At 50.7% G+C, this 13596-nt stretch carries 14 protein-coding genes and 1 pseudogene; 9 read left to right on the top strand and 6 right to left on the bottom strand.

The window, feature by feature from the left end; genetic code table 11:
* Position 1: 1 nt before the first annotated feature.
* Positions 2-1255, bottom strand: coding sequence for a sarcosine oxidase subunit beta family protein (locus Q1B27_RS21530; RefSeq protein ID WP_299851002.1), 1254 nt, complete (start codon positions 1253-1255; stop codon positions 2-4).
* A gap of 513 nt (positions 1256-1768) precedes the next feature.
* On the opposite strand from Q1B27_RS21530, the gene Q1B27_RS21525 reads away from it, so the two are divergent.
* The 6 genes from Q1B27_RS21525 to Q1B27_RS21500 all read left to right on the top strand — a co-directional run bounded on the left by Q1B27_RS21525 (position 1769) and on the right by Q1B27_RS21500 (position 8006).
* Positions 1769-2422, top strand: coding sequence for a TetR/AcrR family transcriptional regulator (locus Q1B27_RS21525; RefSeq protein WP_299850999.1), 654 nt, complete (start codon positions 1769-1771; stop codon positions 2420-2422).
* Between the two features lie 360 nt (positions 2423-2782).
* Positions 2783-3349 carry an FAD-dependent oxidoreductase gene (locus tag Q1B27_RS21520; protein WP_299850996.1) on the top strand — a complete coding sequence of 189 codons (567 nt, stop codon included), beginning with the start codon at positions 2783-2785 and terminating at the stop codon, positions 3347-3349.
* 123 nt (positions 3350-3472) lie between these two features.
* Entirely contained in the window at positions 3473-4660 is a 1188-nt protein-coding gene (locus tag Q1B27_RS21515) for a glycine C-acetyltransferase (RefSeq protein ID WP_299850993.1), read from the top strand.
* Positions 4661-4674: 14 nt separating this feature from the next.
* Positions 4675-5706 carry an L-threonine 3-dehydrogenase gene (gene tdh, locus Q1B27_RS21510; RefSeq protein ID WP_299851157.1) on the top strand — a complete coding sequence of 344 codons (1032 nt, stop codon included), beginning with the start codon at positions 4675-4677 and terminating at the stop codon, positions 5704-5706.
* Between the two features lie 4 nt (positions 5707-5710).
* Complete coding sequence (thrC, locus tag Q1B27_RS21505; RefSeq protein ID WP_299850990.1) at positions 5711-7120, top strand: threonine synthase; 1410 nt, start codon at positions 5711-5713, stop codon at positions 7118-7120.
* A 1-nt stretch (position 7121) separates the two neighbouring features.
* Positions 7122-8006, top strand: a complete 885-nt coding sequence (locus Q1B27_RS21500) for an ATPase (RefSeq protein WP_299850987.1) — start codon at positions 7122-7124, stop codon at positions 8004-8006.
* 23 nt (positions 8007-8029) lie between these two features.
* Here the strand turns inward: Q1B27_RS21500 and Q1B27_RS21495 are convergent, their stop codons facing one another.
* A complete protein-coding gene (locus tag Q1B27_RS21495; protein ID WP_299850984.1) occupies positions 8030-8836 on the bottom strand; it encodes an IclR family transcriptional regulator in 807 nt (268 codons plus the stop codon).
* A 186-nt stretch (positions 8837-9022) separates the two neighbouring features.
* Here Q1B27_RS21495 and Q1B27_RS21490 point away from each other — a divergent pair, with 186 nt between their 5' ends.
* Positions 9023-9571, top strand: a complete 549-nt coding sequence (locus Q1B27_RS21490; protein ID WP_299850981.1) for an OsmC family protein — start codon at positions 9023-9025, stop codon at positions 9569-9571.
* A gap of 380 nt (positions 9572-9951) precedes the next feature.
* Here the strand turns inward: Q1B27_RS21490 and Q1B27_RS21485 are convergent.
* A pseudogene (locus Q1B27_RS21485) lies at positions 9952-10197 on the bottom strand (MBL fold metallo-hydrolase); the annotation flags it as partial.
* Between the two features lie 153 nt (positions 10198-10350).
* Between Q1B27_RS21485 and Q1B27_RS21480 the strand changes: the two are divergent.
* On the top strand, positions 10351-10710 hold the full coding sequence (locus Q1B27_RS21480; RefSeq protein WP_299850978.1) for a nuclear transport factor 2 family protein: 360 nt from the start codon (positions 10351-10353) through the stop codon (positions 10708-10710).
* Between the two features lie 298 nt (positions 10711-11008).
* On the opposite strand, the gene Q1B27_RS21475 is transcribed toward Q1B27_RS21480, so the two are convergent.
* Genes Q1B27_RS21475 through Q1B27_RS21465 form a run of 3 tightly spaced genes read right to left on the bottom strand, consistent with a single transcriptional unit; the run spans position 11009 to position 12562 of the window.
* Positions 11009-11416, bottom strand: coding sequence for a GFA family protein (locus tag Q1B27_RS21475; RefSeq protein ID WP_299850975.1), 408 nt, complete (start codon positions 11414-11416; stop codon positions 11009-11011).
* Between the two features lie 41 nt (positions 11417-11457).
* The gene (locus tag Q1B27_RS21470) at positions 11458-11745 is read right to left on the bottom strand and encodes a DUF1330 domain-containing protein (protein ID WP_299850973.1); all 288 of its coding nucleotides are present in this window, start codon (positions 11743-11745) and stop codon (positions 11458-11460) included.
* Positions 11746-11803: 58 nt separating this feature from the next.
* On the bottom strand, positions 11804-12562 hold the full coding sequence (locus tag Q1B27_RS21465; protein ID WP_299850970.1) for a glutathione S-transferase family protein: 759 nt from the start codon (positions 12560-12562) through the stop codon (positions 11804-11806).
* A 75-nt stretch (positions 12563-12637) separates the two neighbouring features.
* Between Q1B27_RS21465 and Q1B27_RS21460 the strand changes: the two genes are divergently transcribed.
* Entirely contained in the window at positions 12638-13549 is a 912-nt protein-coding gene (locus tag Q1B27_RS21460; protein ID WP_299850967.1) for a LysR family transcriptional regulator, read from the top strand.
* Positions 13550-13596 lie beyond the last annotated feature (47 nt).

Here is a 13596-nt window from a genome sequence, read left to right as displayed (position 1 = left end):
CCTAATGCGCAATGCCGGCTCCGGCTGCCTCGTCAATGAGTTTGCCGGTAATGAATCGACCAAGATCAAATGGCTTGCTGATGTCATGATGGCCGCCCGTTGCGAGGATACTGGCGAATAGGTAACCGCCAGCAGGAATGGCTTTGAAGCCACCTGTGCCCCAACCGCAATTGAGATAAAGACCTTCCATTCCCGTTGGCCCCAGGATCGGTGAACTGTCGGGAGACACATCCACTGTCCCGCCCCATTGCCGCAGGAGTTTTACTTTGGACAACAGCGGTACCATCTCGATCAATCCGCTCATCACAGCTTCCTGCATCGGAAGATTGCCGCGTTGGCCATATGAAGGCACTCGGTCAAGGCCACCGCCGATCACCAACCCTCCTTTGTCGGACTGGCTGACATAGGCGCCGGTGAGTGGACAGTATACGACCGTATCAATGACAGGTTTTAGCGGCTCGGAAACGAATGCCTGCAACGTGTAAGAGTTAAGAGGAAGCGTGATGTCAACTTTTTGCAATAAGTCAGAAGAATGCCCTGCAGCCGCGACACCTACCGCACCTGCTCGAATTTCACCCAACTTCGTGTTGACGCCTACACATTTGCCGTTTTCGACAATAAAGTCTTCGACTTCACAATTCTGTATAATGTCGACACCTGCCGAGTCTGCCGCGCGTGCATACGCCCAGGCGACAGCATCGTGGCGGGCGGTACCCCCCCGTTTTTGCAAAATTGCTCCGTGAACAGGAAAACGTGCGTCAGGGCGGAAGTTGAAAATCGGCACTTTTTTGCGGAACTGCGCTTCATCCAGCAACTCCGCGTCCGTACCGTTGATACGCATTGCATTGACCTGTCGGGCCGCCATTTCCATTTCGGGTTCTGAATGCGCGGTTACAATCATGCCACGTTGAGAAAACATTACGTTGAAATTTATGTCCCGCGATAGCTTTTCATAAAGCTTTACGGAAAGTTCGTAGAGATCTACGCTTTCAGGATAAAAGTAGTTCGAACGAACAACCGTCGTATTGCGGCCAGTATTTCCTCCACCCAACCAATTTTTTTCGATCACGGCGACGTTGGTGATGCCATGGTTTCGTGCCAGGTAATATGCGGTAGCCAAACCGTGTCCGCCGCCTCCGATGATAATCACATCGTAGGTCGACTTCGGCAAAGGCGTGCGCCAGGCGCTGGTCCAACCCCTGTGGCTTCTTAGCCCTTGTTGGAAGAGGGAAAATGCAGAGTAGCGTTGAAACATTTTGATTCACCGTCATGCAGCTGCCCGGCACCGTTGTGCGCAGAGCGGAAATTGTGAATATGTACATTCGTAAAACCCATCCAGCAGATGGCTTTTATGCATTGGTGTTTGCATGCTGGAGGCAGCCAGGCGCGCACTTTTGCAGCAACTGTTTTTGCCTTGAAATTTTGCCGCGTCATTGGACATTGCTTTCCCTGAGTTCCTCACCTTCATAAATTGGCTTTCCGTTGGAGCGTTTGAACCCGCCACACGTAAGCTGTGCGTTTGATCGAATCTGATTGGTCACAACCGAGAGAAATTCTTAACATCAAAAATAAGATCGTCTATACAAAACTGTACGTAATCTATGAACTCTCGCAAAAAAATCTTCGAACACTGACTGTTCAAATGCAGAATCTGTTCGTATGGCGGAAAATCTGTGTTGATCTGGCCAATCTTGCTATGGAAAACTAGCGTTTTTGGATTGGCGAACCTAAAAGGACCAGAAGGAATTCAAACCTCTGTTGTGAAAATATGCAAAAAAGCGAAAAGCGTGGGCGTGGTCAGGGTCGTACTACTCGGCAAGACTGGATAGATACTGCGCTGCAGATATTGGTGGCCAAGGGTGAAGAGAGCGTCAAGGTGCTGAATTTGGCAGAAGCCTTGGGAACGACGCGCTCTAGCTTTTACTGGTTCTTTAAGAATAGGCGTGAGCTTTTGGATTGCCTGTTGGACTATTGGCAAAAAACCAACACACGTGCTGTTGTTCAGGGGGCAGCTGTGGAAGCGGGATCCATTAACCTTGCAATCGTCAACATCAACAGAATTTGGCTCGCCGAAGAGGGGTTCGATACTGCACTTGACTTTGCGGTCAGAGATTGGGCGAGAAGGTCCGAGCTCGTCAGAAAAGCAGTGGAAATCACAGATTCAGCACGTCTCGATGCCCTCAGCGCTATGTTTCAGCGCCACGATTATTCGCCAGATGAATCTGAGGTGCGAGCACGAATCTTCTATTACACTCAGATTGGTTATGAGACCACCATGGCCAGAGAGACGTTAGAAGAACGTTTTTCAAGAGCTAAGAATTACATGTTTTGCCTGTCGGGACAGGTGCCGACAGACGACGAAATGCAGGCGATAATGAGCGTACGTAGCCGTATTGAAAAAGGTGGCGCCAGGCGCGTCTAGATCAATCGGTCGTAAAATCGCAGATTTGACCAAAATGGCAACCGAATGAGGTCAACGTTTTCCGGAATTACCAGAAAGCTTACCTGAGTATGTTCTTAAGTGAAGAACTCGGATCGACGGTTACTTCAACCATTCAACAGTGCCAAGGCAAATTCAATTGGAGCGGCGAATGAAATAAGGCAGAGGGAGGGACTCATCGCTTTTCGTTTGGTCAGTTTCCAACTCGATTTACTCGGAATATTTTTCAATTTCCTTAGGTTGAAAACTGTTAATGCCATGCTGAATCTACGCATTTAATTTTACTAGACAATAGTGTACTTTTTTGCTTCCTTGCATCGAAACTATTTTGAGGAAGAATCATTGAAGGGCTCTTACCAGGCAGTTGTGATTGGCGGTAACGCCGTTGGCGTATCAGTTTCGTATCACCTTGCTAAGTTTAGGTGGACAGACGTCGCACTTGTTGAGCGCTCAGAATTGACGGCAGGGTCAAGTAGGAATGCCGCAACCGGGTACTTCTCGCTGAATACCGACACCAATATTGAAGCGCTGCAGGCCTATACCTTCAACCTTTATAAGGAAATTGAAGAGACGAGCGGTCAAAATGTGGGCAGGGGCGATTTCATTGGCAAGGCAGCGGCTCAAAGCGCAGCTGCGCCGGATCGAGTGCTCAGCATTGTCGAGATCGAATCTGAAAATGCGGATGTGATGGGGATTGTGCCGGTTGGATTTAATGAGGCCATAACTGGAATGGCGACGACGGGTGGTTACGGATATCGGCTGCAAAAGAGTCTGACGATGGCGCTAGCGGATGTCGGGCAGTCAGATATTGGCACCAAATTTGCCATTGATGTCCCGGGCGAGCCGCACGCCGCAAGAGTAATTGAAATGTCTCCCTATGACCCAAGCGGAGACAGGACGCGCGCATGACCCCGCTTAATTTTGGCAATGGACCAAAACTTGTCTTGATCGAAACCGAGTTTCGGCCGCGCTGCACCGAACAACAATCTCGATTTCAAATTCTCACTCGACCGCGGTTAATGGAGATACACCATGTCTGACGCTTTTCTATGCGATATCGCCTCAACTCTTAAAGAAATCGAAGCAGAAGGCTTGATGAAGCGAGAACGCAAGATCACTTCCCCTCAAGGCGGTGAGATCAATGTTGGCGAACGCACGGTCATCAACCTTTGTGCCAATAACTACCTCGGATTAGCTAATCACCCCGACCTGATCGCTGCCGCGAAAAATGCGATGGAACCAAAAGGCTTCGGTATGGCGTCGGTTCGGTTCATCTGTGGTACGCAAGACATCCATCGTGATTTGGAGCAGCGTTTGGCGTCGTTCCTTGACAAGGACGATGCGATCCTCTTCGCAGCCTGTTTTGATGCTAATGGTGGGTTGTTCGAGCCACTTTTAGGACCTGAAGATGCGATCGTTTCGGACAGTCTGAACCATGCATCGATAATTGATGGCATTCGCTTATGCAAAGCGAGGCGGTATCGATATGCCAATAACGATATGGCAGACCTCGAAGCCAAGCTAAAAGAGGCGCGTAACTCAGGTGCCCGACACATTATGGTCGCAACCGATGGTGTCTTCTCAATGGACGGATACCTAGCAAACCTGCCTGGGATCACACGAGTCGCTCGAACTTACGGCGCTGTTGTCATGGTGGATGACTGTCACGCAACGGGTTTCATGGGTTCGCGTGGTGCGGGAACGCCAGATCACTTTGGGGTGGATGTCGATATCCTAACAGGCACACTTGGAAAGGCACTTGGTGGCGCGGTTGGTGGTTATATTGCCGGTCCCCAACCGGTAATTGATCTGTTGCGGCAACGCGCACGACCGTATCTGTTTTCAAACTCGCTTCCGCCAAGCATTGTCGCTGCGGGGATAGAAGCGATCCGGCTGGTTCAGGATGGAGAACAATTGCGCGAACAATTGTTCGAGAACACAAGATACTGGCGAAAAGGGTTGGTGAAGCTTGGGTTTAGCCTTCTCGAGGGCGAACACCCAATTGTTCCGATCATGCTTGGAGAAGCAACTCTTGCGCAAAATATGGCGGCACGCCTGTTCGAAGAGGGGGTGTATGTCTCCGGTTTCTTCTTCCCGGTAGTTCCCCGGGGGCAGGCGCGGATTCGCACTCAGATGAATGCTGCGCTGAATAGGAAAGAGCTTGATCGAGCTTTAGCGGCTTTCGCCAAAGTGGGCAGGGAATTGGGCGTAATATCATGACTCTACCCAACACAATGAAAGCGCTTGAGAAGTCCAGACCGGAACAGGGCTTGCATATGGTACAGGCTCCCGTGCCCGAAATCTCGCCTAACGAAGTATTGATCCGGGTTAAAAAGACGGGAATTTGCGGTACGGATATCCACATCTGGAACTGGGATGCGTGGGCGGAAGCCACGGTGCCTGTTCCGTTGATCACTGGGCACGAATTCGCGGGTGAAATTGTGGAGATTGGAAAGGAAGTAACTGGCTTGCAGATCGGTCAACGCTGCTCCGGTGAGGGTCACTTGATTGGCACGCAAAGCCGGCAATCGCGGGCGGGTAACTTTCACCTTGATCCGGGAACACGTGGCGTAGGTGTAAACGTTCAGGGCGCGTTCGGAGAATACCTGAAGCTACCTTCGTTCAATGTCGTCCCCTTACCTAACAACATCCCCGATGAAATTGGTGCGATTTTGGATCCACTCGGAAATGCAGTGCACACGGCGCTTAGTTTTGATTTGCTATGTGAAGACGTGTTGATCACCGGAGCGGGCCCAATTGGAATTATGGCCGCTGCCGTCGCCCGTTTCGCGGGAGCACGTAGGATTGTGATTACAGACATCAATGCGGATCGCCTCAAACTTGCAGAGCATGTGGTGCCGGACGCCCGTACCGTGGATGTGACGAAAGAAGATCTTCACGATGTGATTAAGGAACTTGGTATGAAAGAAGGGTTTGACGTCGGACTGGAAATGTCGGGCAGTCAAGCAGCGCTAGACCAGATGGTTGAAGCGATGGTGATGGGCGGCAAAGTAGCGCTCTTAGGGATTCCACCTGGTAAGTCGCCCGTCGACTGGAGCCGCATTGTATTCAAGGCGATCATGATTAAAGGCGTCTACGGACGAGAAATGTTCGAAACTTGGTACAAGATGATTTCGATGCTGCAGAACGGGTTGGATGTCAGTCGAGTCATCACTCACCGGTTCCATGTCGACGAATTCCACAAAGGCTTTGAAACCATGAAGTCTGGTTCGTCGGGCAAAGTTGTGCTCGATTGGGAAGGATAACTCGATGAAATATGTTTCTACACGTGGGCATGCTCCCGAATTGTCCTTCAAGGATGCGTTGTTGGTCGGACTTGCTAGCGATGGGGGGCTTTATGTTCCCAGTCAATGGCCTGTCTTCACACAGGAGGAAATCGCTCAGCTTCGCGGTAAACCCTATGTTGATGTTGCGCTACAAATCTTCGAACCTTTCGTAGGCGGAGAAATCGATAGCGATGCTCTTCGGTCGATGATTACTGATGCTTACAGTACGTTCCGGCACCCGGCTGTCACGCCGCTTGTGCAAACGGGCCCAAATGATTGGCTCCTGGAACTTTTCCACGGTCCGACGCTCGCCTTTAAAGATGTGGCTATGCAGGTATTGGCGCGCCTGATGGACTATGTATTGGAAGAGCGGGGTGAGCAGTTAACGATTGTTGGTGCGACGTCTGGTGACACTGGCGGTGCAGCGATGTCTGCCTTCCAGGCTTGCAAAGAAATTCAGACGTTTTTCATGTTTCCTGACGGCCGCGTTTCAGACTTTCAGCGGCGTCAAATGACCACTCTTGGCGCCGAAAATTGTCATGCTATCGCCATCGATGGTAATTTCGACGACTGCCAGTCAATGGTCAAAGCCATGTTCGCAGATGATCAGTTTTGCGAAACGGTACAACTTTCCGCCGTGAATTCAATAAACTGGGGCAGGGTCATGGCACAAGTCGTCTATTATTTCACCTCAGCTTTGGCTCTTGGAGCACCCGCGAGCAAAGTCAGTTTCACCGTCCCGACTGGGAATTTCGGTGACATTTACGCAGGTTTCGTGGCCAAGAAGATGGGTTTGCCAATTGATCAACTCGTAATTGCCACCAATGAGAATGATATTCTTGAACGCACTTTGAGGACGGGTCAGCACAGTCTAAAGAAAGTAGTCGCTACGATCACCCCATCGATGGACATTCAGATTTCCTCGAATTTTGAAAGGTTACTGTTTGAGGCATCTGACAGGGAGCCAGCGATTGTGCGCGGATTGATGGATAGTCTGAAGCAATCAAGTAGCTACGATCTACCTGCCTCTGTTGCGGAAGCTATTTCGGAGGACTTTGAAGCTGGCCGTGCAACCCAAACTGAAACCCTAGCTGAAATATTGAGACTGTACACAGATGCAGGATATATCAGTGATCCCCATACCGCCGTCGCAACCTTTGTTGCGAAGCAAAATGCCAATTCAGATGTTCCAATGGTTACCCTATCGACAGCTCATCCGGCAAAATTTCCCGATGCTGTCCAATCTGCTATCGGTCTCGTTCCGGCTCCACCGGCTGGTCGAGAGATCGCTGAAGACGCGCGTGAGGAACTGATACGAATGGAAAATGATATTGGAGCTGTCAAAGCCGCGATCCTGACCAAGTTGAACGTTGTTTCTACCCGAGACGGATAAAATGGCACGAGCAAGACCCCTTTTATATCCCACGCCAAAAGACTGGCGCGAGACAGCCGCTCGAAACGTTCTCTTCTACGGTATGTCGGGGCTTGGAAAAACACATATATCCAACATGCTGCGGGCCGCAGGTGATTGGTTTCATTATTCTATCGATTACCGCATCGGCACCCGTTACCTTGGCGAGCAAATTGTCAACAATGCCATGATGGAAGCGATGAAGGTTCCGTTTCTTCAAGAATTGTTGAGGTCAGATTCCATCTATATCGGATCGAATATTTCTTTCGATAATCTTGCACCGGTTTCTACTTATCTTGGAAAGCCAGGCGCTGTCTCAAAGGGGGGCTTGCCCTTTGAGAGCTACGTTGTCAGGCAAGAGCAATTTCGGAACGCAGAGATAAACGCATTGTTGGATACCGGTTATTTCATTGAACGCGCCAAAAGAATATACGGGTATCAGAATTTTATTTGTGACACAGGTGGATCCATTTGCGAATGGGTGCATCCTTCTGATTTCAAGGACCCAATCCTTTGTCATCTGGCAGCACGAACTGCGATCATTTGGATAAAGGGCGACGAGAGTCACACTCAAGAACTGATCCGGCGGTTCGAAATTGCACCAAAGCCAATGGCATACCGTCCAGGCTTCACAAGCAAATGCTGGGTTGATTTTATGGAGGAAAATGCCTGCAACGCAGATCAGGTCGATCCTAATGCATTCCTACGGTTTGCGTACCGCCGCTCTATGGCTGAACGGCAATCAATTTACCAGGCGATCGCCAACAACTGGGCGACTGCGGTCGTTACCGCAGATGAAATCTCCGCCGTGCGCGATCCAAGCGACTTCGCGGATCTTGTCGCCGATGCCTTTGTGTCCGGTATTTAGTCAAACTAGTCGGCCAAACATTATTAGCTGCTCAAATTGGATATGTTAACTGATCCCTCTACTATCACACTTCCCAACAGAGTTGAAAGTTTGTTACCGGCCAATAACAATTCGTCTTCAAGCATTGATTGCATCTGTGGATTTCTTCGATGTGTCAACGAGATTGTGCCAATTGCATATAACACTCCGGCGCCTGGCAAAGAGATTGGGCACGAAATCGATGAAACAGAAAATTCGATTTCCTCTCGGCAATATGCAAACCCAGTTTCTCGGACATTCGCCAATTCCGATTTCAGTTTGATTGGGTCCGTGACCGTTTTGGAATTGAATGCATGTAGTGGTTCATTCAGCACAGAGTCGATAAAAGTCTCGTCTTGAAACGCAATAATCGCCTTAGCTGAGGAACATGCATGAGCTGGTCTAGGACCTTTGCCTGGATGAACATAAGACATGCCATCCGTTTCAGGTGACTGAACGCAAAACAACTCAACCTGATTGCCGCGCAAACGCGCTGCAAATGCCGTCTCACCGACATCTTGAGCCATTTGAAGAAGAACAGGTTTGAATACCTGGATTAAGTCTGATCGCGGCAAGTTGTAATGAAGAAGTTTTCCCAATTTGGGGCCAAGGATATATTCCCGACGCTCTTCATCACGTTCCAGAAACTCCAGATCGACCATCTGATTCAACATGCGGTGTACAGTTGACTTGGGCATGCTGACCAATTCGACGACATTTGAATAGGAAAACCTAAAAGGGGGATTAGAAAACACGTCTAACAGCCTCGAGAACTTCTCCAGCACGCTTTGACTCTTGCTCTGTTGATCCATCGAAATCCTTCGAGATGTGTTTCTTAGATGCAAAACTTTCTCCACTTTCTAACAGCAGGCACTTATCAAGAGCAATTTCAATCATTTTCAAAGTTTCATTCAATGGACATTCGTTCCGTACAATGGAAATATCTGTTTGCGGTCTTTTGATTCGGACCGAGCGAAAACGCAAATTTGGAGAAATACATGAGGAACGGGATTGACCTTGAGGGATTGGGCGCGGCGCGAGACGCAATAAGCGAAACACCGTCAGCGGGCATCGCAACCTACGGAGTGGATTTGACCTGGCATCAGGGTGTGAAAATAGAAGCACAGGCAACAGGTATTATAGTAGGTCAAGAAAGCATCCCCCGTAATTTCAAATGGACCGTCGACGAACCTCCGCAATTGCTTGGAGAAAGTAGTGGCCCGACACCACAGGAGTACCTCATGTCTGGTGTTGGAGCGTGCATCATGGTTGGCTTCGTTGTGAATGCTAGCGTAAAGGGGATCGATCTGCGTTCACTGAAAATTCGTATGAGCGGCGGATTGGATTTGGCTGGTTTCCTGAATCTGCGAGAAGATGCCGAGGTCAAAATGCAAGGTCTCGACTACGAAATAGAGGTTGATTGCGATGCCAGCGCCGAGGCACTCGAAGAAGTTGCCGACGCTGCACTAAATTTCAGCCCGAACGCAATGACGGTTAAAAACGGAATTCCCATAAGCGGGCGCCTAAAGGTGATGGCGACAGGTTGAAATTGATTTGGACCGGCGGGATGTTTCTTGAAACCAACGGGACCATGGCTCGCCGGTCCTATTAACCTGCCTTTCGGCGAGGCTGGGCTTGAGGATTGCCAATCCCGGCCCGGCAGGTTTTTGGAATCGCATCCCCGATAAGATGCGAACAGAAGTCATCCGACTTACTAGCCGCGCATGCTAGCTCTGTCCGCGCTATGTTAGTTTGTGAGTGGGTTTGCGAATAGTGTCATGTTACCAAGCAAGTCGTTGGTGCCTTGCAAATGGAGAGCGGATGCCAAAGGCGGTATGGCCTGATGAGTAATGGTCGTTAGACTTCCTGTCTGACACGTTCAGTGCTTCCCGCTGGTTCCGTATCCTGGCGGTGAATAACGACTGTTCCCCCCACCGACATGAAGGTTGTTAGCTTTCTGTTCGCGTACGGTGGACTGCCAACAGAACTCGTTGCGGCCAGGTGCTTTGTAGTCATGGCACAGAAAGAGGCGTGTCTCGTCAGGTAGCGCTAGAATGCGTTGGATCGAATTGTACAGTTGGGTCGCAGAACCCCCGGGGAAATCTGCACGCGCTGTCCCGAAATCTGGCATAAACATCGTGTCTCCGATGAAGGCGGAATCACCAATCACATACCGCCCTCCGGCTCCGGAAGCCAACAAACCAATGGAACCCAGGCCAATCATGCACTAACAATCAAATTAGACCCGTCAGATAGGGCTGCTCATAGGTTTTTGCTTTGAGCTCAATTTCTCTGTGTTTATTTGGAGCTTTGAAGTGGAGGTAGAATGAATCGAGCGGACGATATTGCTGCAGTGAAGGCTGTTATAGGCGAATATGTACTAGGCACTCAGGATCGCGATGTTTCACGGCTGAGCGCAATTTTTCATCCCAAAGCCGTTATGTCAGGATATCGCGGGTCAACCCCGCTTATCGGATCACCGCAGCCATTCTTTGATCTCCTAGAGGCAAACGAACACGGCGAAGGATACGAGGCAGAGATATCGCATGTCTCCATAGTCGGTCGTACTGCTTGCGCGCGCCTAGTGGAGGAAAATCTCTATGGGAAGTCTTTTGTGAATGATTTTCATCTACTCCTTGCAAACGGTTCTTGGCTTATCGTGTCAAAATTATTCCATCGCGACTGAATACTGTTTGTGTTCTGGCTCACACTCCATTTTGCGATGACATTGTTTAAGATATTGGAACTCCGTGCTCATTGACGGGGTCCATGGTGACTTAAGTTGATGATTTAATTATTTTAAATAACGCTCAGATCGCTGAATCATATTTTAGAATCGTGTTTTTTCGCGCTGATTGGAACAAATGGCAGGATAGGTAGCTTCATCATTGTCACATCAAAACGGCAACTCGACATGGGAATCAGCGCTCCGAATGCCACTTCAACTACGGTAGGGCGATAACTGCCGCCCCAGTCGACCAAAGTCAGCTCGGCTGCCGTGGGAAAGCGACAACATCCGGATCAAGCGGCGTACTAGGGACCGCGCTATCGCAAAAGATATTCATCGCCGGTTGGATCAGATGTCGTTGCTCCAGACTGCCAGCCCGGATTGCTAGAATGCCAGGACGGGAAGAGTTCTTGGCGAATACCTGAGAGCCGCAGGTGTCACAAAACAGCTTCGTCAATCTGGACCCACTTTCCGCTACATGGACATAGCGCTTTGGAACTCCCCTCAGGGCAATGTCGTCCTCGTCCACAAACACCAGCGTGCCGTGGATAGACCCGGTGATCTGCTGGCAGTCGGTGCAGTGGCAATTGATGATCCGCTTGATTTCGGTCTCGCCGGAATAAGAGAGTGCACCGCAGCGGCATGACCCACTAAGCTTTTCCATGCGTCGCGTCCTTTTTCTGCGTTGCAGTCCTGTAAGTACAGCTATTCTTCATAAAAATCGAAGCTGATATCGCCACCTGCATCGCGCAGCGGAATCAGTTCTCGGTAGGCATCACAGTTGTAGAAGTTCTCGGCCGCATTCATGTCTGGAAATCGGAACACAGCCGCAAGATGGCCGTTTTTGGTGTCACCAAACAGTGAGCTCAGGTATTTACCTCGGAGCAACACCTCCCCGCCATTTTCCTTCATCAGCGGGCCTGCCGCCTTGATGTAGGCGTGAAGTTTTTCGTCATCTTTGATCGTTGTGAAAACAATGTTCAGAACGGACATCAGATTTTCCTTTTGTTGGGTTGAGGTCGCCCTTGGCCGCCTGTTTCGTATGGAGAATTTAAGCGTCCTGATGGCCCTGTCCGGCAGCGTAGGACTGATAATAGCTGATCAACCGGTCCCGGTAGGTGTTCTGATCCGGGGCGGACGCGACGAAGGCGGGCAGGGCAGTCACGCGACGGGCCCAATCGGCATAGGCTTGCCAGGGGGCGGTGGTCTCGGGCAACGCATAGTCGCGGAAATGCGGAAACAGCAGGGCCATGCGCAACGCAAAGGGCGCCAGTGCGAAATCAAGTATTCCCGGTTGGTTGCCGCCGGAAAACCAGTGCTCCAGCGGCACCCCTTCGACAAGTTTCAAAAGCGCTGTTTCAAGGTCTTGCCGGGCATCATCCGCTTCAGTAGAGCCCGCAGCTTTGGTCAGAACACTGTAGTAGCTCGGCGTTATTTTGCGGTCGATATACCCCAGCCAGTACTTTTGGTCGGCACGTTTTAGAGGGTCTGACGAAAATGCTTCAGCCTCTGGTTTTAGGTTGGCCAGGTATTCCATGCTTTCGATGGAGCCCGGCACGGATAGACCTGTATCACCATCCCGGCTGACCTGAACCACCGGCACCGTTCCCTGACCGCGTGAGATCTTCATCCAGTCGGGGCATTTCACATATGGGTCGACGTCGACGTTGCGATAGGGCAGTCCAAGATGCTCGATAAAAGCCCAGGTGCGCTGCGCATAGGGACAATACCACGCCGTGTAGAGATTCAGATCCGTCAGTGCCATTGTATTACCTTTCCGCTGAATGCTGCCGCTCAGGGTTGCGTTCATTCATTTGTACCATTATCCCTAAAATTGAATAAGGTAAGTAGTGTGAATAGGAATTATCCAAACTAGGCATTAATAATGGACACCGAACTGGCCCTGAGACTCTTCATGAGCGTGATCCGGGAAAACAGCTTCTCCAAAGGGGGCGCGCGGCTGGGCGTGCCGCAATCTTCATGCTCGCGGCTGATCACCAAACTGGAAGAGCGACTTTCAACCCGACTGATCCAACGCTCCACCAGAAGTCTGAAACTGACCGAGGCTGGCGCGATATATTTTGAACGCGCACAACAGATCATTATCGCATTGGATGATGCGCAAAGCGCTGTTCAAAACAGCTCTCGCCAGCCAAAGGGCCTTTTGCGTGTGACGGCCCCGGTGGCGATTGGCAGCCGTTATATCGCGCCCATGCTTGGCGAATTTACCCGGAACTTCCCCGACATCAGGATTGATTTGTCCCTGACCGAAAGTGTGGAAGACATTGTCAACCTTGGCTTTGACGTGGCGATCCGTTTCGGTGATCTGTCTGATTCAACCTTGACGATCACCAAGCTGGCCGAAAGCGTCTCCGTGCTTTGCGCAAGCCCCGGCTATCTCGCGCAGCGCGACCGGCTGACATCTCCGCAGGAGATAAACACCCATGCCTGTCTGGCGTTCAAACGGCCCACCGAGGGCAATAGATGGGTCTTCCGCAAAGGCGCAAAAACCGTCGAGGTGCCTGTTTCCGGCAAGCTTTTGTGCAACAGCACCGATGCCATTGTTGAGGCTGCAATCGGGGGCATGGGCCTTTGCTTTGTGCCTGAAATGCTGGTTGAGGGCCATTTTGAGTCCGGTGCTTTGGAGCCTGCGCTTGGCGCGGAGTGGCAGGACGCAAGATCCAACCCGATCTACGCGGTGCTGCCACAGCGCGCCTATGTGCCATCCAAATCCCGCGTCTTCGTAGATTTCCTCAAATCCAAGATGCGGTCCCGTCGCCAGGGTTCACTCGACTGAATGGACCGGTGCCCGGCCACCCCCCCAAGGCTTTCAAGTTTTGTAAA

The sequence above is a fragment of the uncultured Roseovarius sp. genome, assembly GCF_947489715.1.
GTDB lineage: Bacteria > Pseudomonadota > Alphaproteobacteria > Rhodobacterales > Rhodobacteraceae > Roseovarius.
The sequence above is the reverse complement of the archived record's forward strand: the minus strand, read 5'-3'. Positions and strand labels throughout refer to the sequence as shown.